This window comes from Salmonella sp. SG203 (genome assembly GCF_013350575.1).
Taxonomy (GTDB): domain Bacteria; phylum Pseudomonadota; class Gammaproteobacteria; order Enterobacterales; family Enterobacteriaceae; genus Salmonella; species Salmonella enterica.
The window spans coordinates 73,864-93,777 of sequence record NZ_SNMT01000018.1 but is presented as its reverse complement, the minus strand read 5'-3'; the positions used below and the strand labels follow the sequence as shown (position 1 = coordinate 93,777).

The 19,914-nt window shown below is 53.1% G+C and carries 20 protein-coding genes and 1 pseudogene; 12 read left to right on the top strand and 9 right to left on the bottom strand.

Translation table 11 applies throughout. From position 1 onward, the window contains the following. Positions 1-88: 88 nt before the first annotated feature. Genes HV477_RS20930 through HV477_RS20920 form a run of 3 tightly spaced genes read right to left on the bottom strand, consistent with a single transcriptional unit; the run spans position 89 to position 2,374 of the window. Positions 89-343, bottom strand: coding sequence for a non-oxidative hydroxyarylic acid decarboxylases subunit D (locus HV477_RS20930; protein ID WP_001540799.1), 255 nt, complete (start codon positions 341-343; stop codon positions 89-91). 10 nt (positions 344-353) lie between these two features. Then, positions 354-1,781 carry a non-oxidative hydroxyarylic acid decarboxylases subunit C gene (locus HV477_RS20925; RefSeq protein WP_000863168.1) on the bottom strand — a complete coding sequence of 476 codons (1,428 nt, stop codon included), beginning with the start codon at positions 1,779-1,781 and terminating at the stop codon, positions 354-356. After that, entirely contained in the window at positions 1,781-2,374 is a 594-nt protein-coding gene (locus HV477_RS20920; protein WP_001237180.1) for a non-oxidative hydroxyarylic acid decarboxylases subunit B, read from the bottom strand. The genes HV477_RS20925 and HV477_RS20920 overlap by 1 nt, the downstream gene beginning before the upstream one ends. Positions 2,375-2,544: 170 nt before the next feature. On the opposite strand from HV477_RS20920, the gene HV477_RS20915 reads away from it, so the two are divergent. Then, a complete protein-coding gene (locus HV477_RS20915) occupies positions 2,545-2,949 on the top strand; it encodes a MarR family winged helix-turn-helix transcriptional regulator (protein WP_000423338.1) in 405 nt (134 codons plus the stop codon). A gap of 18 nt (positions 2,950-2,967) precedes the next feature. Here HV477_RS20915 and ygbI read toward each other — a convergent pair whose 3' ends face one another. Continuing rightward, the gene (gene ygbI, locus HV477_RS20910) at positions 2,968-3,732 is read right to left on the bottom strand and encodes a DNA-binding transcriptional repressor YgbI (protein ID WP_000613180.1); all 765 of its coding nucleotides are present in this window, start codon (positions 3,730-3,732) and stop codon (positions 2,968-2,970) included. A 196-nt stretch (positions 3,733-3,928) separates the two neighbouring features. Between ygbI and ltnD the strand changes: the two genes are divergently transcribed. Genes ltnD through HV477_RS20880 form a run of 6 tightly spaced genes read left to right on the top strand, consistent with a single transcriptional unit; the run spans position 3,929 to position 10,007 of the window. Further along, a complete protein-coding gene (gene ltnD, locus HV477_RS20905) occupies positions 3,929-4,852 on the top strand; it encodes an L-threonate dehydrogenase (protein WP_000206967.1) in 924 nt (307 codons plus the stop codon). Further along, the gene (gene otnK / locus HV477_RS20900; RefSeq protein WP_079899020.1) at positions 4,846-6,108 is read left to right on the top strand and encodes a 3-oxo-tetronate kinase; all 1,263 of its coding nucleotides are present in this window, start codon (positions 4,846-4,848) and stop codon (positions 6,106-6,108) included. Before ltnD ends, otnK begins: the two co-directional genes overlap by 7 nt. Continuing rightward, the gene (locus tag HV477_RS20895) at positions 6,105-6,743 is read left to right on the top strand and encodes an aldolase (protein ID WP_000153636.1); all 639 of its coding nucleotides are present in this window, start codon (positions 6,105-6,107) and stop codon (positions 6,741-6,743) included. The genes otnK and HV477_RS20895 overlap by 4 nt, the downstream gene beginning before the upstream one ends. Positions 6,744-6,747: 4 nt before the next feature. Continuing rightward, positions 6,748-7,524, top strand: coding sequence for an HPr family phosphocarrier protein (locus tag HV477_RS20890; protein WP_001619795.1), 777 nt, complete (start codon positions 6,748-6,750; stop codon positions 7,522-7,524). Between the two features lie 39 nt (positions 7,525-7,563). Further along, a complete protein-coding gene (denD, locus tag HV477_RS20885; protein ID WP_001165731.1) occupies positions 7,564-8,514 on the top strand; it encodes a D-erythronate dehydrogenase in 951 nt (316 codons plus the stop codon). Further along, positions 8,511-10,007: a GntP family permease gene (locus tag HV477_RS20880; RefSeq protein ID WP_000202725.1), complete on the top strand. Its 1,497-nt coding sequence runs from the start codon at positions 8,511-8,513 to the stop codon at positions 10,005-10,007. Before denD ends, HV477_RS20880 begins: the two co-directional genes overlap by 4 nt. A 41-nt stretch (positions 10,008-10,048) precedes the next feature. Here HV477_RS20880 and HV477_RS20875 read toward each other — a convergent pair whose 3' ends face one another. Further along, positions 10,049-10,981 (bottom strand): LysR family transcriptional regulator, encoded by a 933-nt coding sequence (locus tag HV477_RS20875; protein WP_079899021.1) that lies wholly within the window; start codon positions 10,979-10,981, stop codon positions 10,049-10,051. An 87-nt stretch (positions 10,982-11,068) separates the two neighbouring features. On the opposite strand from HV477_RS20875, the gene HV477_RS20870 reads away from it, so the two are divergent. Next, on the top strand, positions 11,069-12,277 hold the full coding sequence (locus tag HV477_RS20870) for an MFS transporter (protein WP_079899022.1): 1,209 nt from the start codon (positions 11,069-11,071) through the stop codon (positions 12,275-12,277). Next, the gene (locus HV477_RS20865; protein ID WP_079899023.1) at positions 12,274-12,654 is read left to right on the top strand and encodes a DUF4440 domain-containing protein; all 381 of its coding nucleotides are present in this window, start codon (positions 12,274-12,276) and stop codon (positions 12,652-12,654) included. The genes HV477_RS20870 and HV477_RS20865 overlap by 4 nt, the downstream gene beginning before the upstream one ends. A gap of 55 nt (positions 12,655-12,709) precedes the next feature. Here the strand turns inward: HV477_RS20865 and mutS are convergent, their stop codons facing one another. After that, positions 12,710-15,277: a DNA mismatch repair protein MutS gene (gene mutS, locus HV477_RS20860; RefSeq protein WP_001005807.1), complete on the bottom strand. Its 2,568-nt coding sequence runs from the start codon at positions 15,275-15,277 to the stop codon at positions 12,710-12,712. A gap of 158 nt (positions 15,278-15,435) precedes the next feature. Between mutS and HV477_RS20855 the strand changes: the two are divergent. The 3 genes and pseudogenes from HV477_RS20855 to HV477_RS20845 all read left to right on the top strand — a co-directional run. Further along, a pseudogene (locus HV477_RS20855) lies at positions 15,436-15,834 on the top strand (cytoplasmic protein); the annotation flags it as partial. Positions 15,835-16,122: 288 nt separating this feature from the next. Continuing rightward, positions 16,123-17,273 (top strand): IS3 family transposase gene (locus HV477_RS20850; protein ID WP_114063926.1). Its coding sequence is split into 2 segments (ribosomal slippage): positions 16,123-16,353 and positions 16,356-17,273, totalling 1,149 coding nucleotides; the frame shifts between segments, so codons are not numbered across the junction. 168 nt (positions 17,274-17,441) lie between these two features. Next, positions 17,442-17,768, top strand: a complete 327-nt coding sequence (locus HV477_RS20845; RefSeq protein WP_000393302.1) for a hypothetical protein — start codon at positions 17,442-17,444, stop codon at positions 17,766-17,768. A 272-nt stretch (positions 17,769-18,040) separates the two neighbouring features. On the opposite strand, the gene HV477_RS20840 is transcribed toward HV477_RS20845, so the two are convergent. The 3 genes from HV477_RS20840 to invH form a co-directional block, all read right to left on the bottom strand. Beyond that, the gene (locus tag HV477_RS20840) at positions 18,041-18,388 is read right to left on the bottom strand and encodes a DUF1493 family protein (RefSeq protein ID WP_001669174.1); all 348 of its coding nucleotides are present in this window, start codon (positions 18,386-18,388) and stop codon (positions 18,041-18,043) included. Next, positions 18,373-18,822 carry an STM2901 family protein gene (locus HV477_RS20835; RefSeq protein ID WP_024156634.1) on the bottom strand — a complete coding sequence of 150 codons (450 nt, stop codon included), beginning with the start codon at positions 18,820-18,822 and terminating at the stop codon, positions 18,373-18,375. Before HV477_RS20835 ends, HV477_RS20840 begins: the two co-directional genes overlap by 16 nt. Before the next feature lie 431 nt (positions 18,823-19,253). Beyond that, positions 19,254-19,697, bottom strand: a complete 444-nt coding sequence (gene invH, locus HV477_RS20830; RefSeq protein ID WP_079899024.1) for an SPI-1 type III secretion system invasion lipoprotein InvH — start codon at positions 19,695-19,697, stop codon at positions 19,254-19,256. Positions 19,698-19,914 lie beyond the last annotated feature (217 nt).

Below are 19,914 nucleotides of genomic sequence, written 5' to 3'. Positions count from 1 at the left end.
GCAATTTATAACCATGAACGGCCACACCTGGCCCTGAAATACAAAACGCCCGATGATGTTCATCAGGCGTTTTACAGACAAAAAACTGTCAACCTATATCAGGACTAGTCAGTTTGTCTTCTGCCAGCAGCGGCGGGATACTCGGCACCATTGGCGCGTCATCAATATCTTTTTGCGTCATGCGAAACGCTTGTGGATAATGTTCGCGGCTGGTACGGCGTAACGGTTCGGTATCGCGCCAGGTATACAGACAATGCTGACACTGATATACCGTCCAGACTCCTTTTACCGGCGAAGTCGCCATGAGTTCAATATGTGCATCGGCACAGCGTGGACAAATCATCGGTTACTCCTTATTTACGGTTGGCCAGCATGGCGGTCAGCTTTTCAGCCCAGGCTTTAGTTTCCGGTAAATCAACAACCGGCTGGCTATAGTGACCACGGTTATCTGGCGCAACCGGCGTGGTGGCGTCAATGATCAGCTTGTCGGTAATCCCCGCCGGGCTTGAGCCCGGGTCCAGTTCCAGGACGGACATATTCGGTAGCTGTACCAGATCGCCTGCCGGATTCACTTTCGACGACAACGCCCACATCACCTGTGGCAGATTGAATGGATCGACATCTTCATCGACCATGATCACCATCTTCACATATCCCAGACCGTGCGGCGTCGTCATCGCGCGCAGGCCCACCGCACGGGCAAAGCCGCCGTAGCGTTTTTTGGTCGAGATGATGGCCAGCAAGCCGTGGGTGTACATGGCGTTTACCGCCTGCACTTCCGGAAATTCGGCTTTCAGCTGTTGATACAGTGGCACGCAGGTCGCCGGCCCCATCAGGTAGTCGATTTCCGTCCACGGCATCCCCAAATAGAGCGATTCAAAAATGGGTTTGCTGCGATAAGAGACCTTATCGATACGCACCACGGTCATGTTGCGACCGCCGGAATAGTGGCCGGTAAATTCGCCGAACGGTCCTTCAATTTCACGTTTACGGCTTTCGATGACCCCTTCAAGAATGACTTCAGATCCCCACGGCACATCAAAACCGGTCAACGGCGCGGTGGCGATAGGATAGGGGCTTTCACGCAGCGCGCCTGCCATTTCATACTCTGACTGATCGTATTTCAGCGGCGTTGCGCCCATCAGGGTAATGATCGGATCGTTACCCAACGTGATCGCAATCGGCAGATCTTCCCCGCGCTCTTCAGCTTTGTGCAGGTGCAATGCGATATCATGCATCGGCACTGGTTGCAGACCCAGCTTACGCTTGCCTTTAACTTCCATGCGGTAGATGCCGACATTCTGCTTGCCGAAGTTATCGGGATCGAGCGGATCGCGTGATACCACACAGGCTTTATCCAGATAGAATCCGCCGTCGCCGTCGTTCAGACGAAACAGCGGCAGGATATCAAACAGGTTGATTGCGTCGCCGTCGACGGTATTTTCCGCCCAGCCCGGATTCGCCCGTCGTTCCGGCGCTACCGGAAAATTGTCCCAGCGGCGAATAAATTCATCGATCTGTTTTTTAACCGGCGTGTTAGGCGGCAAACCCAGTGAGATGGCATGGTTCTGCCAGGAACCGATGGTATTCATCGCCACGCGGGCGTCGGTAAAACCACGAATATTGTCAAACCACAGCGCGGGCGCGCCATCGCCGATGCGTCCCGTTGCGTTGGCAGCGGCGGCGAGATCCGGCTCCGCATTCACTTCCTCGCTGATTTTCAGCAGTTGTCCCTGCTGATCCAGCGCATGTAAAAAACTGCGCAAATCATCAAATGCCATTATCCATTCTCCTGTGAAAAATTTGCTGCCTGTCGCAGTCCTTGCCAGCGGCGCGCGCGCGTATGTTCCAGACCAAACTGGTCGAGAACGCGCGCCACGATGTGCTGGATAATATCGTCAACGGTTTGCGGCAGGTTGTAGAACGCGGGCATGGGCGGCACTATCGCCACCCCCATACGAGAAAGCGCAAGCATGTTTTCCAGATGAATCGTGCTGAGCGGCATTTCCCGCGGCACAAGCACCAGCTTGCGACCCTCTTTCAACACGACATCGGCAGCGCGTCCTACCAGCCCCTCGGCATAGCCGGCGCGAACCCCCGCCAGTGTTTTCATACTGCAGGGGATAATAATCATGCCGTCGGTACGAAATGAGCCGGAGGAAATGGTCGCCGCCTGATCGGCCGGGCTATGACAATAATCTGCCAGGGCGGCTACCTCAGCGGGCGTGTAGGGCGTCTCCAGTTCAATAGTGGTTTTCGCCCACTTTGACATTACCAGATGCGTTTCAACATCAGGTATCGCCCGCAATGCCTGGAGTAACTCGACGCCAAGCGGCGCGCCGGTCGCACCGGTCATCCCCACAATCAATCTCATTTCTTACCTCAAATATCGTTCGTATACGAACATTTTGATCAAAATACGCCCACACGGCCTTTGCGACAAGATCGCTCCCGACGCCTGCGCACGTTTAGCTAAAGCATTCGTCATTAAAAAACCGTGCATAAGTCGTTATGATAGAAAAAGTTAATTTATCCGGAGCGCTCATGGAGTTACGAAACACCGCGTTTCATCTGTTACGCCAACTTTTTCAGCAACATACCGCACGCTGGCAGCATGAACTACCGGAGCTCACCAAACCTCAATATGCGGTGATGCGCGTTATTGCTGAACATCCGGGTATTGAACAGGTCGATCTGACCGAAGCGGCGGTCAGCACTAAAGCGACGCTGGCGGAGATGTTAAGCCGGATGGAAAATCGTGGGCTGGTAAAGCGAGAAAACGATCCGCTGGATAAACGTCGGCGTTTTGTCTATCTCACCGTTCAGGGCCAAACGTTGCTCGCCGCCGCGATACCACTGGGGGATCGCGTTGACGATGAGTTTTTGGGGCGACTGAGCGCTGAAGAACGCGAACAGTTTACGCAACTGGTACGCAAGATGATGACGTAAGCGGCTTGCGCCGCTTTGCTATTTTTTGGCCATCAGCAGTGAGATATCCACTTTAGCCAGCGCCCGAATTGCGCTTTCCGGCAGGCCGTCATCGGTGACGATTTGGTTGAATTCCGCCAGCGGTAACGCCAGCCACGTCGCGACCTGGCCGTATTTGGTCGCGTCGCACACCAGAATTTTTTGGCGGCTGGCGCTGGCGACGGCCCGTTTCACCGTGACTTTATCTTCTGCCGGCGTTGAAATACCGCGCACGCTCCAGGACGAGGCGGAAATAAAGGCCTGGTCAATCATCAGCCCGCGCAAAAGCGTCGCCGCGGCTTCACCGACGCACGACCGGTTTTCCCGGCATACCGCCCCGCCAGTGTGAATAATTGTGCAACCGCTATTGTCCATCAGGTAATCGGCGATAACGAAATCATTCGTTACCACCGTAAGTTTATTCATCGTAACCAGCTGCCTGGCAATCGCCAGCGTGGTCGTACCTGCATCAAGGTAGATACAGCTTTCTGGCTGTACCAGGCTGGCGGCCAGTTTGCCAATCGCCGCTTTCTGCGGCGTCGCCAGTTCGGTTTTGATCTGATGCGAGGGTTCGTGCGCCACGCGAGTCGATGATTGCACGCCGCCAGAGACCTGGATTACCGCGCCTTGCTGCTCCAGTTTTTGTAAATCACGGCGGATAGTCATGTGGGATACATGCATGCGCTCGGTCAGTTCAGCGATACTGACGATGCCTTTCTCCGCCACCATATCAAGAATGATTTGTCGACGCTCAGTAGGTATCAACGTCTGCTCCTTTCTTTAGTCCTGTCGCGATTTTACGCGATTTCTCGTCACAGCGTGTGAAGTTCTATGAGGATTGCCTTCACAAAAAATAACACATTTTGTTATTTTTTGTGAAACAACTCACCGCAATTGTTTACAAAAACGCCTATATTCACATAACAAAACATAATATCACGTAAATTAACATGGAGTGATAATGACAACAGGAACCGATTTTCATGTCGGCATTGTGGGGCTTGGCTCAATGGGAATGGGCGCTGCGCGTTCATGCCTGCGCGCCGGGCTTTCCACATGGGGGGCCGATCTTAACCCGCAATCGTGCGCGAATCTTCTCGCTGAAGGGGCTTGTGGGGCTGCCGCCAGCGCCAGGGAGTTCGCCGGCGTCGTGGATGCGTTAGTCATTCTGGTCGTCAATGCCGCCCAGGTCAGACAGGTGTTATTCGGTGAGGATGGCGTCGCCCATCTGATGAAACCCGGAAGCGCGGTGATGGTTTCGTCCACGATCTCAAGCGCCGACGCGCAAGAGATCGCCGCGGCGTTGACGGCATTGAATCTTAACATGCTGGATGCGCCGGTTTCCGGCGGCGCGGTAAAAGCGGCGCAGGGCGAAATGACGGTGATGGCCTCCGGGAGCGAGGCGGCGTTTACCCGCCTGAAGCCTGTGCTGGACGCCGTTGCCAGCAACGTTTATCGCATCAGCGATACGCCGGGCGCAGGCTCAACCGTCAAAATCATTCATCAACTGCTGGCTGGCGTGCATATTGCGGCGGCGGCCGAAGCGATGGCGCTGGCCGCGCGGGCCGGTATTCCTCTGGACGTGATGTATGACGTTGTGACCCATGCCGCCGGCAACTCCTGGATGTTTGAAAACCGTATGCAGCATGTCGTTGACGGCGACTATACCCCGCGTTCGGCCGTCGACATTTTTGTCAAAGATTTGGGGCTGGTTGCCGACACGGCGAAAGCGCTGCGCTTCCCCTTACCGCTGGCCTCTACGGCGTTAAATATGTTCACCAGCGCCAGTAACGCCGGTTATGGCAAAGAGGATGACAGCGCTGTGATCAAAATTTTCTCAGGGATTACTCTGCCTGGCGTCACGCCTGAGGAGCCGTCATGTTAAAAATTGGCGTCATTGCCGATGATTTTACCGGCGCGACTGACATCGCCAGTTTTCTGGTCGAAAACGGGATGCCGACAGTGCAGATCAATGATGTTCCAACCGGGACGCAACCGGAAGGATGCGACGCGGTGGTTATCAGCCTGAAAACCCGCTCATGCCCGGCGCAAGAGGCGATAAAACAATCGCTGGCGGCGCTGGTATGGCTAAAAAAACAGGGCTGCCAGCAAGTCTATTTCAAATATTGCTCGACTTTCGATAGTACCGCCGAAGGCAATATCGGCCCGGTCACCGACGCGCTGATGGTGGCGCTGGATACCTCATTTACCGTGATTTCTCCCGCGCTGCCGGTTAACGGACGCACGGTTTATCAGGGCTATCTGTTTGTCATGAACCACTTGCTGGCGGAGTCCGGTATGCGCCACCACCCTATCAATCCGATGACCGACAGCTACCTGCCGCGTCTGATGGAAGCGCAGGCGCAAGGGCGCTGCGGCGTTATTCCGGCTCAGACGCTTGATGAAGGCGTTGCCGCGACCCGTGCGGCGCTGTCGCGTTTACAGCAGGAAGGATATCGCTACGCGGTACTTGACGCGCTCAATGAGCGACACCTGGAAATTCAGGGCGAGGTTTTGCGTGATGTCCCGCTGGTGACCGGCGGTTCCGGGCTGACAATGGGGCTGGCGCGTCAGTGGGCGAAGCACGGCGTTTCTCAGGCCCGTTCCGCAGGCTATCCGCTGAGCGGTCGCGCGGTGGTGCTTTCCGGTTCCTGTTCGCAAATGACGAATCAGCAGGTGGCTTTCTATCGACAACATGCTCCCACACGCGACGTTGATGTGGCGCGCTGCCTGTCATCCGAGACGCGCGAGGCCTACGCTGAAGCGCTGGCGCAGTGGGTGCTCAGTCAGGACAGCGAACTGGCGCCAATGATTAGCGCCACCGCCTCCACGCAGGCGCTGGCCGCCATCCAGCAGCAATATGGCGCTACCGAAGCCAGCCATGCGGTAGAGGCGCTCTTTTCCCTGCTGGCCGCTCGCTTAGCGGAAGGCGGTATCACCCGGTTTATCGTGGCGGGCGGCGAAACCTCGGGCGTGGTGACGCAAAGCCTCGGTATTACCGGTTTTCACATTGGACCGTGCATTTCACCCGGCGTGCCGTGGGTCAACGCGCTCCATGCGCCGGTCTCGCTGGCGCTAAAGTCAGGCAATTTTGGCGATGAATCCTTTTTCATCCGCGCTCAAAGGGAGTTTCAGGTATGACGATACTGGCAAAAGAAGAGCACGCTTTGCGAGAAGAGATGGTCAGGATAGCCGCCTCGTTTTTCCAGCGCGGCTATGCCACCGGCTCGGCAGGCAACCTCTCGCTGTTACTGCCGGACGGCAATATTCTGGCGACGCCCACCGGTTCGTGTCTGGGTAATCTCGACCCGCAGCGGCTATCCAAAGTGGACCCGCAGGGCGAATGGCTCAGCGGCGATAAACCGTCTAAAGAGGTGCGTTTTCATCTGGCGTTGTATCGCAATAACCCTTGCTGCAAGGCCGTGGTACATCTGCACAGCACCTGGTCAACGGCGCTTTCCTGTCTCGAAGGGCTGGACCCGCAAAATGTGATTCGCCCGTTTACCCCCTATGTGGTGATGCGGATGGGCGACATTCCGCTGGTTCCCTACTATCGCCCGGGGGATGACCGAATTGCCCGCGATTTGGCTGCGCTGGCGGCCCGGCATCAGGCCTTTTTACTGGCTAATCATGGGCCGGTCGTGTGCGGGGAGAATTTGCAGGAAGCCGCTAATAATACCGAGGAGCTGGAAGAGACGGCAAAGCTGATTTTTATCCTTGGCGAACGCCCGATTCGTTATTTAACCACCGAAGAAATTGCGCAGTTAAGGAGATAACCCGATGCCGCGTTTTGCCGCCAATTTGTCGATGATGTTTACCGAAGTGCCGTTTATCGAGCGTTTTGCCGCCGCTGCCGAAGCCGGTTTTCAGGCCGTTGAGTTTCTGTTCCCCTACGGCTTTGCCGCCAGCGAGATTAAAGCCCAGCTATCGCGTCATGATCTGACGCTGGCGCTGTTTAATACTTCGGCGGGCGATACCGCGGCGGGCGAGTGGGGACGTGCCGCGCTACCGGGGCGCGAACGCGACGCGCGCGCCGATATTGAACTGGCTCTGGAATACGCTCTGGCGCTGGAATGCGAGCAGGTTCACATCATGGCGGGCGTAGTGCAGGATGGCGCTGATGGCGCACGTTATCGCGCCACGTTTATCGATAATTTGCGTTATGCCGCCGACCGGTTTGCCGCCCACGATAAACGTATTTTGATCGAAGCGCTGAGTCCCGGCGTTAAACCCGGCTACCTCTTTTCCAGCCAATATCAGGCGCTGGGCATCGCAGAAGAGGTTGACCGCCCGAATGTGTTCATCCAGCTCGACACTTTCCACGCGCAAAAAGTGGATGGCAATTTGAGTCACCTGATTCGCGAGTACGCGGGCCGCTATGCCCATGTACAAATCGCCTCGCTACCGGACAGACATGAACCGGATGATGGCGAGATCAACTACCCGTGGCTGTTCCGGCTGTTCGATGACGTAGGTTATCGCGGCTGGATAGGCTGCGAATACCAACCACGGAATACCACTCAGGACGGGCTTGGCTGGTTTAACGCCTGGCGCTAACCCTGAACTACCCTACACAACAATAAAGAGGACATCCGGATGCAGATTATCATTACCGGCGGGGGCGGCTTTTTAGGCCAGAAACTCGCAAGCGCCTTATTAAACTCATCGCTGGCGTTTAACGAACTGCTTCTTGTTGATTTAAAAATGCCTGCACGGTTATCAGATTCCCCTCGTTTACGCTGCCTGGAAGCTGACTTAACCCAGCCGGGCGTGCTGGAGAATGTGATTACCGCTAATACCTCTGTTGTTTATCATCTCGCTGCGATTGTCAGCAGTCATGCGGAAGACGATTTCGATCTGGGATGGAAAGTTAACCTGGATCTTACACGCCAGTTACTTGAGGCGTGTCGTCGACAACCGCAGAAAATTCGTTTTGTCTTCTCCAGCTCGCTTGCCGTTTATGGCGGTACGCTGCCGGAATGCGTCACCGATACCACCGCGCTCACGCCGCGCTCGTCTTATGGCGCGCAGAAAGCCGCCTGTGAACTGTTGGTCAACGATTATACCCGCAAAGGCTATGTGGATGGGCTGGCGCTGCGTTTGCCGACGATCTGTGTTCGCCCGGGTAAACCAAACCGCGCCGCCTCTTCTTTTGTCAGCGCGATTATTCGTGAACCGTTGCAGGGCGAGACGACCGTCTGCCCGGTGTCGGAAAGTTTGCGGCTGTGGATTTCCAGCCCGGCGACGGTGATCCATAACCTGTCGCTGGCCGCAACGTTACCCGCGCCTGGCGAGGCGAGCAGCATCAACTTACCCGGGATCAGCGTAACCGTGGGCGAGATGCTGGAAACGTTGCGTCAGGCGGGCGGCCAGGCGGCGCGCGATCGGGTTACGCATCAGCGCGACGAAGGCGTCGAGAAAATTGTCGCCTCCTGGCCGGGACGTATCGATAACCAGCGTGCGCTGGCGTTAGGTTTTGTCGCCGATAAACGCTTCGATGACATTATCGAACGCTTTCGACAAGATGATATGGAGGGGAGGTCATGACAAGTTTACCGACCCCAATTATCGGTCTGATCGTTGCCGTTTTCGTGCTGGTATGGCTGGTGTTACGCACCCGTGTTCATGCGCTGATCGCGATGCTGGCGGCGGCCTGCATCGCCGGTCTGTTGGGGGGAATGGGCATTGATAAAACGCTCTCTGTCATCACCAGCGGATTCGGTACGACGCTGGGCAGTATTGGCCTGGTGATTGGTCTTGGCGTAATGATGGGGCGCTTGCTGGAGGTTTCCGGCGCGGCGGAGCGTATCGCCTGGAGCTTTATCAAATGGCTGGGGAAACGCCGTGAAGAGTGGGCGCTGGCGATCACGGGTTATATTGTCAGCATCCCTATTTTCGTCGATTCCGCTTTTGTCATTCTTTATCCGGTGGCGAAAGCGCTGGCGAAAAGCGGTAAACGTTCGCTACTGACGCTGGGCGTCGCGCTGGCGGGCGGGCTGGTGGTCACTCACCATACGGTACCTCCCACGCCCGGTCCGCTGGGGGTAGCCGGGATTTTTAACGTCGACATCGGCGCAATGTTATTGACCGGGATGGCGCTGGCGGTGCCCTGTGTGATCGGCATTGTGTTCTATGCGCAGTGGCTGGATAAACGCTACCCTGATTTCGTGCCGCGCACGCTGAACGCCGATGAAGTCAATGCCGCGCTGGAGCAGTACAATAAAGAGAAAGAGCAAAAGGATCTGCCGAGCCTGACGCTCTCTCTGCTGCCTATTGTGGTGCCGATCGTGCTGATCTTCCTGAAGGCTATCTGTTCCACCCTCGCCACTGTAGAAGGATGGTCCGGCCTGGCGACGCATCCGGTGGTACAGGCAATCAACTTTGTGGGAAGTCCGGTGATCGCGTTGGCCATCAGCGTTCTGCTGGCGGTGTATACGCTGGTGCCGCGCATGGATAAACATACCACTGCAGAGCGTCTGGAAGAGGGCTTGCAAAGCGCCGGGATTATCTTACTGGTCACGGGCGCTGGCGGCGCGTTGGGCGCGATCCTGCGCGACAGCGGCGCGGGGCAACAGCTGGCGGAGCAGGTTGCCAACCTGCCGATCTCGCCGATCCTGATCCCGTTTATCGTGGCGACGCTGGTACGCCTGATTCAGGGATCGGGGACGGTGGCGATGATCACTGCCGCCTCGATTTCCGCGCCGATCCTGGCGCAGATCCCCGGCATCAATATGTTGCTTGCCGCTCAGGCCGCAACGATGGGGTCGCTGTTCTTCGGCTACTTCAACGACAGCCTGTTCTGGGTGGTTAACCGCATGATGGGCGTCTCTGATGTCAAACAGCAGATGGTGGTTTGGTCTGTACCGACGACCATTGCCTGGGCGATTGGCGGCACCGGCGTGGCGCTGATTAACCTGCTGTTCGGTTCCGGCGGCAGTTGGCTCGATCCGTTACTGCCGATCGTCGTTCTGGCGGCAATTATGCTGTGGGTGCGTTGGCAGGCGCAGGGGATCAAAGACAAGCTGGTAGTTAAGGATTAAGACGGTATTATCCGTCCGGGAGCGCAATGCTCCCGGACTGGCTACGATGATGGGGCGTGCTCCCCGCAATCCCATTGCGAACGTAAAAAATCAATAAATGCGCGTACTTTTGTCGATACATGGCGGGCGTCCGGATAAACGGCATAAATGCCCTGACGGGGAAAATGATAGTCGGGTAACAGGTGAATTAACGTTCCCTCCTCCAGTGCGGTGTTGACTAACCATTGCGGCAGTAATGCGACGCCGCTTCCCGCGAGAGCGAAGGCCATCAGCGAGCGCGCGCTGTCGACAGAAATTTTTCCGGCTTTGCTTATCTCCAGGCGTGAGTGTTGGCCATGATTATTCGTTACTGTCCACCGTAGCGGCGTAGGTAATCGCTCATGAATAATCCATTCCGCCTGGGCCAACGACTCCAGTGATGAAACAGGGTTGCGGGCGAGCCACTGCGGCGCGGCGACCGGCAGAATGGTAAAGCGGGATATCAGCGCGGCGCGATAGCGGGAGTCCGCCAGCGAGCCAAGCCGAATCGCCACATCAAAGCGCTCGGCAATTAAATCGGCATGATGTGATGAGGACATATGCCGAATACGGAGATCGGGATGGCGCTGACTAAACTGCGCCAGTACAGGAATGACCACCTGTTCGCCAAACTCGGGCGTAGTGGTAATACGTAACTCGCCGCCCAGCCCACTATGGCTGGCACGCACTTCATCCTGCAAATTTTTCGCGGCGTTGAGTAAATTCACGCCTTTTTGGTAAAAGAGGACGCCGGCGTCTGTGAGCGTCAGTCGTCGGGTGGAACGTAGCAGTAACGTTACGCCAAGCTCTTTTTCAAGCTGCCGAATATTAAAACTCACTACCGCTTTTGTTTGGCCCGATGCGGCCGCCGCCGCCGTGAAGCTGCCGCTATCTACCACGGCGATAAACAGCGACATACGCTGCAAATTGAGCATGGCGAGCTCCTTTACTGTCAAAATTATTTTGACAGTATATCGTTGAAGCGCGGACTTATCTGGCTTTCTCCGGACGGCTACATTAGCGCCTCTGACGGAGGATGCATAATGACGTATCGCAGTAAAGTGGCAGTGGTTTACCTGCTCGGCTTCTTTCTTGATCTGATTAATCTGTTTATTGCCAGCGTGGCTTTTCCTGCGATGTCCGTGGATCTGCATACGTCCATATCGGCGCTGGCATGGGTGAGTAACGGTTATATCGCAGGATTAACGCTGATCGTTCCGTTTAGCGCGTTTCTTTCACGTTATCTCGGCGCACGACGGCTTATCATATTTTCGCTCATTCTGTTTAGCGTTGCCGCCGCTGCCGCAGGTTTTGCCGATTCCTTACACAGCCTTGTTTTCTGGCGTATTGTGCAGGGGGCGGGCGGTGGCTTATTGATCCCGGTTGGTCAGGCGTTAACCTGGCAACAGTTTAAACCGCATGAACGCGCTGGCGTGTCATCGGTTGTCATGATGGTGGCGCTACTGGCGCCGGCATGTTCGCCTGCGATTGGCGGGCTGCTAGTGGAAACGTGCGGCTGGCGCTGGATATTCTTTGCCACGCTGCCAGTGGCCGTTCTCACTTTATTGCTCGCTTATTGTTGGCTGAACGTTGCGTCGACGACAATGGCGTCAGCAAGATTGCTCCATCTGCCTTTGTTGATGGACAAGCTGCTGCGTTTTGCCATGATCGTCTATCTGTGCGTACCGGGTATGTTCATTGGTATCAGCGTGGTCGGGATGTTTTATCTACAGAACGTCGCGCAGCTATCGCCTGCGGCGGCGGGGTCGCTGATGATCCCCTGGTCGATCGCTTCATTTGTCGCCATTATGCTTACCGGACGTTACTTCAATCGGCTTGGGCCGCGTCCGCTGATTATCGTCGGCTGTCTTCTTCAGGCCGCAGGGATACTGCTTTTAACTAACGTTACGCCTGCGACATCGCACCGTGTACTGATGATGATATTCGCCTTAATGGGCGCTGGCGGCAGTTTGTGCAGCAGTACCGCGCAGAGTGGCGCTTTCCTGACTATTGCTCGCCGGGACATGCCTGACGCCAGCGCGCTATGGAATCTTAATCGTCAGATCAGCTTTTTCCTTGGCGCGACGCTGTTGACGCTGCTGTTAAATGCGCTCCAGCGCGTTATGTCGCTTGAGGTTGCTTATCGCTGGACCTTTATTGCCGCCGCCGGTATCACCCTGCTGCCCCTTATTTACGCTGTCTGTCTAAACAATAGAAACGCACTTCTGTGCCTGAAAAAGGAAAGATCATGAATCCATATAAAGAAGAAATTACTCACGCCCATGCGGCGATTGAGAACTGGCTTAGCAAGGGGGTGGGTAGCCTGGAGGCGTTGATAGCGCGTTTCTCTGCTGATTTTACGATGATAACGCCAGGCGGTGTTTGTCTGGATTATCCGGCGCTTGGCGCTTTTTTCCAGGCGCAGCGCGGGTGTCGCCCGGGGCTGGTTATCGTGGTTGAGCACATTGACCTTGTGGCGGAGTGGCCGGAAGGCGCCGCGCTGCGTTATCGCGAGCGACAGCAACTGCCGGGCCAGGCCGAGACGGTACGCTGGTCGACGGTCATTTTAAAAAGGGAAAGAGAACGGATAGTCTGGCGTCATTTACATGAAACGACAGTCACAGCCTGAAAAGCCTGTTCCGGGACGTGGACCCGATAGCGCGGTGCTATCGGGTCTGACACGTTTACACCAGACTTTTCAGCCGATAGATCCACTCCAGCGCCTGGCGTGGCGTCAGAGAGTCCGGATCGAGATTTTCCAGCGCTTCAACGGCAGGCGATGTCTCCTCCGGGGCCGCAAGCAACGACATTTGCGTGCCGTCCACCTGCGTTGCCGCCGCATTGGGCGAGATGCTTTCCAGCTCGCGGAGTTTCTGGCGCGCGCGTTTGATGACTTCTTTAGGGACGCCCGCAAGCGCCGCGACCGCCAGGCCATAGCTCTTACTTGCCGCGCCGTCCTGCACGCTGTGCATAAACGCGATAGTATCGCCGTGTTCCAGCGCATCCAGGTGGACGTTCGCCACGCCTTCCATTTTCTCCGGTAATTGGGTCAGCTCGAAGTAGTGGGTAGCGAACAGCGTTAACGCTTTAATCTTATTCGCGAGATTCTCCGCGCAGGCCCAGGCCAACGACAGCCCGTCATACGTGGAGGTACCGCGCCCGATTTCATCCATCAATACCAGACTGTTTTCCGTGGCATTATGCAGAATGTTCGCGGTTTCGGTCATCTCCACCATAAAGGTCGAACGCCCGGAGGCCAGGTCATCCGCTGCGCCGACGCGGGTAAAAATACGGTCGATGGGGCCGATTTCCACGTTTTGCGCCGGAACGTAACTGCCGATATAGGCCAGCAGGGCGATCAATGCCGTTTGCCGCATATAGGTACTTTTACCGCCCATATTGGGGCCGGTAATGATCAACATCCGGCGCTGCGGCGACAGGTTGAGCGGGTTAGCGATAAACGGCTCATTCAGTACCTGTTCAACCACCGGGTGGCGACCTTCGGTAATACGGATACCGGGTTTATCGGTAAATGTCGGGCAGGTGTAATTCAGCGTCCAGGCGCGTTCGGCCAGGTTAACCAGCACATCCAGCTCCGCCAGCGCGTTGGCGCTCTGCTGTAAATCGGCCAGATGCGGCAACAGCAGATCAAACAATTCGTCATATAGCTGTTTTTCCAGCGCCAGCGCTTTGCCTTTCGAGGTCAGAACTTTATCTTCGTACTCTTTAAGCTCAGGAATAATGTAGCGTTCGGCATTTTTCAGCGTCTGGCGACGCACATAATTGATGGGCGCCAGATGGCTTTGACCACGGCTAATCTGAATGTAATAACCATGTACCGCGTTATAGCCGACTTTCAGCGTATCCAGCCCGGTACGCTCGCGCTCGCGAATTTCCAGACGATCGAGATAATCGGTGGCGCCGTCCGCCAGCGCGCGCCATTCGTCCAGCTCTTCATGGTAGCCGGGCGCAATAACGCCGCCGTCGCGGACCAGTACCGGCGGCGCGTCAATAATGGCGCGTTCCAGGAGGTCGCGCAGCTCGGCGAAATCGCCCATTTTTTTACGCAACGCCTGTACCGGCGCGCTGTCAACGGTTTCAAGCTGAGCGTGCAATTCCGGCAGTTGCTGGAAGGCGTGACGCATTCGGGCGAGATCGCGCGGACGCGCGGTGCGCAGCGCCAGACGCGCAAGGATACGCTCCAAATCGCCGACCTGACGCAGCACCGGTTGCAGTTCGCTGACGGTGTCCTGCAAGGCGCCGATGGTCTGCTGGCGTTCACGTAATATGTCGGTATTTCGTACCGGCATATGCAGCCAGCGTTTAAGCATTCGGCTACCCATTGGCGTCACGGTACAGTCAAGCACCGCGGCGAGGGTATTTTCGACACCGCCGGCCAGGTTCTGGGTAATTTCCAGATTGCGGCGGGTCGCGGCATCCATAATGATGCTGTCCTGCTGGCGTTCCATCGTAATGGAACGAATATGCGGCAGGGAGGTGCGCTGGGTATCTTTTACGTACTGTAACAGGCAGCCTGCCGCACATAATCCACGCGAGGCATTTTCGACGCCGAAACCGACCAGATCCCGCGTACCGAATTGCAGATTTAACTGCTGGCGGGCGGTATCAATCTCAAACTCCCACAACGGGCGACGGCGCAGACCCCGGCGTCCCTCTATTAACGCCATTTCAGCAAAATCTTCGGCATACAACAGTTCGGCGGGATTGGTGCGCTGCAGCTCTGCGGCCATCGTTTCACGGTCGGCGGGTTCGCTCAGACGAAAGCGCCCGGAGCTGATATCCAGCGTGGCGTAACCGTAGCCTTTACCATCCTGCCAGATAGCCGCCAGCAGGTTATCCTGACGCTCCTGTAACAGGGCTTCATCGCTGATGGTGCCAGGCGTAACGATACGCACGACCTTACGTTCAACGGGACCTTTGCTGGTGGCCGGATCGCCAATCTGTTCGCAAATAGCGACGGATTCGCCCTGATTGACCAGTTTCGCGAGGTAGTTTTCTACGGCGTGGTGCGGGATACCCGCCATAGGGATAGGTTCGCCAGCCGATGCGCCGCGTTTGGTCAGCGAAATATCGAGCAACTGCGACGCACGCTTTGCGTCGTCATAAAACAGCTCGTAAAAGTCTCCCATACGATAAAAGAGCAGGATCTCCGGATGCTGGGCTTTCAGCTTGAGATACTGCTGCATCATGGGGGTGTGGTTGGAGAAGTCCTTATCAAATGACTCATTCATATTGATTTTACTCGTTTTTTTATTCTTTCAAGTGCTCATGTGGCCCCGGGTAAAACCCTTATAAACTCACATAAACCCATAAATTTGTAGCTCACCTGTAGCCTAAAATGTGACAGGTTACATTCTCATCATTCCTGGACTACAACAGGGGTGATACTTTGAAAACAACTCTCAGCCAGCCTTTCATTATCAACAAGTTAAGTATCAATGTTAAGCCTGCACTCAGTCGCTCTGGAAAAATCGTTTTCGAAGCTAACCCAGCTCAAAAACTCTACATTGTTTTCGATGACCACAGAGAAGCTCCTGCTGGTTTCGGGGTAAAAGCCAGTTTGACGAAAAAAACCTACGTAATCCAGCGAAGAGTAGCCTCGTCAGATCGTAATGTCAGTGAGGGTAGGAAGCCAAGTTCTGTCTTGAAAGTAAAAGTTGGAAATGTGTTCGATTTTCCAAATATTGACGAAACAAGGCAAGCTGCCAGGCAATTAGTTCAGACCATGCTCGCAACAAAGAGAAATCCCAACAAAATTAAGAGGGAAACGGATGCTTCCGAACTCAAAATGAGACTGTAATTAAAATTGTGTAATTGCCTGATTTTGATATGTTCGATTCAACATCAAAAGCTGGTTGCTTTATGGACGAAAAACAGTTGCAGGCTCTGGCTAATGCACTGGCCAAAATCTCAAAATACCTGAAGATCTCAGCCCGTTCGATCGTCTGCTGAAGAAAAACCAGACCCGCATTTCCGGCATAGATAATCAACATGCTATTAAAAGCGTACGGTGTGAATCGCCACAGGTTTAACAGACACCTCAGAGTCATTTAAGATGACTTAAAGAGAGGTGCCCATGAGCGGTAAGCGTTATCCCGAAGAGTTTAAAATTGAAGCGGTCAAACAGGTTGTTGATCGTGGTTATTCTGTTTCCAGCGTTGCAACACGTCTTGATATCACCACCCACAGCCTTTACGCCTGGATAAAAAAGTACGGTCCGGATTCTTCCACTAATAAAGAACAGTCAGATGCTCAGGCTGAGATCCTCCGTCTCCAGAAGGAGCTGAAGCGGGTTACCGACGAACGGGTCAACATATTAAAAAAAGCCGCGGCGTACTTCGCAAAGCTGTCCGACTGAGGTACGCCTTTATCCGTGACAACACCCGTTGCTGGCCTGTTCGCCTGCTCTGTCGGGTGCTGGATGTTCATCCCAGTGGCTTTTACGCCTGGCTTCAGCAGCCGCATTCACAGCGAGAGCAGGCGAACCAGATGCTGACCGGGCAGATCAAACAGTTCTGGCTTGAGTCAGGCTGCGTCTATGGTTATCGCAAGATCCACCTCGATCTGCGTGACACCGGGCAGCAGTGTGGGGTGAACCGTGTCTGGCGGCTGATGAAGCGGGCCGGCATAAAGGCTCAGGTCGGATACCGGAGCCCGCGGGCACGCAAAGGTGAAGACAGTATCGTGGCACCTGACCGACTCCAGCGGCAGTTTAATCCGGATGCTCCCGATGAACGTTGGGTAACGGACATAACCTACATCCGAACCCACGAAGGCTGGCTGTATCTGGCCGTGGTTGTTGATCTGTTCTCCCGGAAAGTTATCGGCTGGTCAATGCAGCCCCGGATGACCAAAGAGATCGTCCTGAATGCGCTTTTGATGGCCTTGTGGCGGCGTAATCCGCAAAAGGCGGTGCTGGTTCACTCTGACCAGGGCAGTCAATATACAAGCTATGAATGGCAGTCGTTTTTGAAATCACACGGCCTGGAAGGCAGTATGAGTCGTCGTGGTAACTGCCACGATAATGCGGTCGCAGAAAGCTTTTTTCAGCTACTAAAACGTGAACGGATAAAGAAAAAGATCTACGGAACGCGGGAAGAAGCCCGCAGCGATATTTTTGATTACATCGAAATGTTTTATAACAGTAAGCGTCGGCATGGTTCGAGCGATAAGATGCCACCGACAGAATATGAAAACCGATATTACCGACGACTCGAAAGTGTCTAGATTATCCGTGGCAACTCACAACGGCGTGCATTAGGCCCTGGTGATGAAGGTGGCATATGGGAGGATGTATATCCTACACTTTCATCCGGATGATGTAACAAAAATACAGGTATCGGTAATGAAAGAATCATCACCGTTTAATAGAGGCCCATATATTGAGGTTCCATAATGGAAGAAGTTAACTCTGAATTCACAATCGTTGTTGAGTCTGATCTGGATAAATATGAGTTAATTGATTTTTTATCCCAAGGGATTCCAGACATAATAAAAGTGAACTTATTATATTTAAGATACGAAAATACAATGATTACAATAGAAAGAAATTATGACTGTAATCCTAAGTTGATAAATGAGAATGATGGTTGGCTGTATTATAAATATGAATTAACGGTATTTTCCATGGAGAATACCTCGTATGAATATCAGTATGAATTAGCGAATAAAATTATGAATGCTCTACGTGAGGCGGGATATCTGGCAGAATCAATTTGGTAATATACCGGTACCTATGTAACAGCATCGTCGCCACCATACATGCAGGCTAAAAAAGAGTGAATAGTCAAGCACTTCAGAAATATCTACTCGCGATATACCACCAGAACAAAATGGTCAATTTAAAACGGATGGCGTCAGAGTTACTGGTGGTCGAAAGGTAGATACAACACATTATTTTAATTTGAAAAGTATATGAAATTTACTACTTTTAATTTTAATCGATTAATAAAATTCATAGTAATTAGCTCCTGATTAATTCGACATATTTTTCATTAATCATAAAGCCATTTCCCAGCTTTCGCTGATTCAGAAAACATTCTGATTGTTAAAGGCTTACGAGTTCGTTCTACATCTTCCCGTTTTAATTTAAACCATCGTGTAAGCAGTGGAGTATTCTCCCAAGGGAAATAACACGACCATTTAACTTGTGATAAATCTACATTAAATTTTTTTTCAAATTTATCCAAAGCTTCATGCAGGTCATCGCCTGGAGCTTCAAATAAATCAGAATCAAGTTCTAATGGGATTTCTTTCCAATTGCTGTCTAAATATCCGGGAATCTCTTCACGGAAGAGTGCTAACACCTCTTGCTGAATTGTGTCCATCAAAAGGATGTCCATTGTATACGATCTTTAGGGCGTGCTATTAGGTTGTATTTTGCCTGAGTTCTCCTTGATACCTGGTAAATTGAATTCACAAGACCAACCCAACCTAACCATGGAACATATCGTGCTATGACTGCGGCAAGATTATTTGTTTTTCGCATTCTTATACCAACGGGTGTAGGAACTCTAATACCAAAAGGAGTTCGTGCATTTCGTAAAAGCATTCTCCCATACCTGGAGATAACACTTGTCCCTTTGATTGCCTCTCCCGGTTTCGTTCTGGTTTTTAACCACGGTTGCCCGGCGAGGATAGCAGCACCTGACTCAATGCCAATCCCTGGTTCATCACAAAATTGCTCAAGGAAAATTACATCAAATAGTTCACCTGCTGGCAGGTTCGATTGTCCGTGGTAGAAGTAGGTTCCGTTTAGTTCTTCTGTCGTATCCATTCAATCACCTTATAGACTGTTTGCTATTCATTCCAGGCATCGGGACGTTTCTGCCGCTATACTAGCCTGGTCGTCAATACGCTGTCACAGGTAAAAAGAACGTTATCCGCGAAAAGTGGATGGGGTATCGTAAGAATGCCAACATGTGGGGCAAGAGGAGGATGTCAGTTTACCGCGGTATACGAGACGATAGATTGTCAGTATAAGTTTCGGCTATTTTCCCGAGTTTGGGAGGCAGTTCTTTATCACAAATAAAAAAAGCAGCAGCGAGGTGCTGCTGTATCAAAAAGCAGATTGATAAATGCAACGTAAGAGACAAATGGCCAACCGTAAAAGTGACCATAGCTATAATAATTATATTGATATTAAGTGGCAATGCAAAATATGGTCTTAATTATATCATGATGAGTTCAGCCAACGGTGATATGGCCTTATAAGGCTTGCAGTCTTTCATGGGCAGCAAGTAACGTCTGATATATGCTTAAATTTTTACTTCCGGGTTCAAGCAAAACTTTTTTAAATTCGGTCATGAGTTGCTCTTCATCTTCTTTCGAACGCATGTATTGTGGATGTTCCTGGAAGAAGGTGAGCGCCTGTTCTTTGGTTTGTTTATATTTTTCGCAAAAAATGCTTGAGCTGATTGCGCTATTTTTTGATGCGGAATTATCAGCGTTCTGGTTTGATAATGATTTATTCTTCGCAAGGTCTGACGGCACATACGGAAGAGACTGACACTCATCAATACTATTTGCGTTGGCCAGTTGCTCTTTCTGAGCGCCAGGTTGCTGTACAGGTTTGCTCACGGAGGAAGGGAGGGGCACCTGGGCACAGCCGATCAGTAAAAAGGCAGGAAGACAGCTATAAAATTTTTTCATATTAACTCCAACTACAGAAGAATGAGGCGCTATGTTTTTACACAACCGTCAGAACGTTATCTGACAATAGTTATAAGGGGGTGAATGCGTTTCAGGAATGCTAGCAAAAAAAACTCCTGATATAAATAATTAATTCTCCATCCCGATGACAATATCTGAATTTTTGCGGCTGTAGAACAATAAGCCAGAATTTATACACTATGAGCTGATTTTCTAT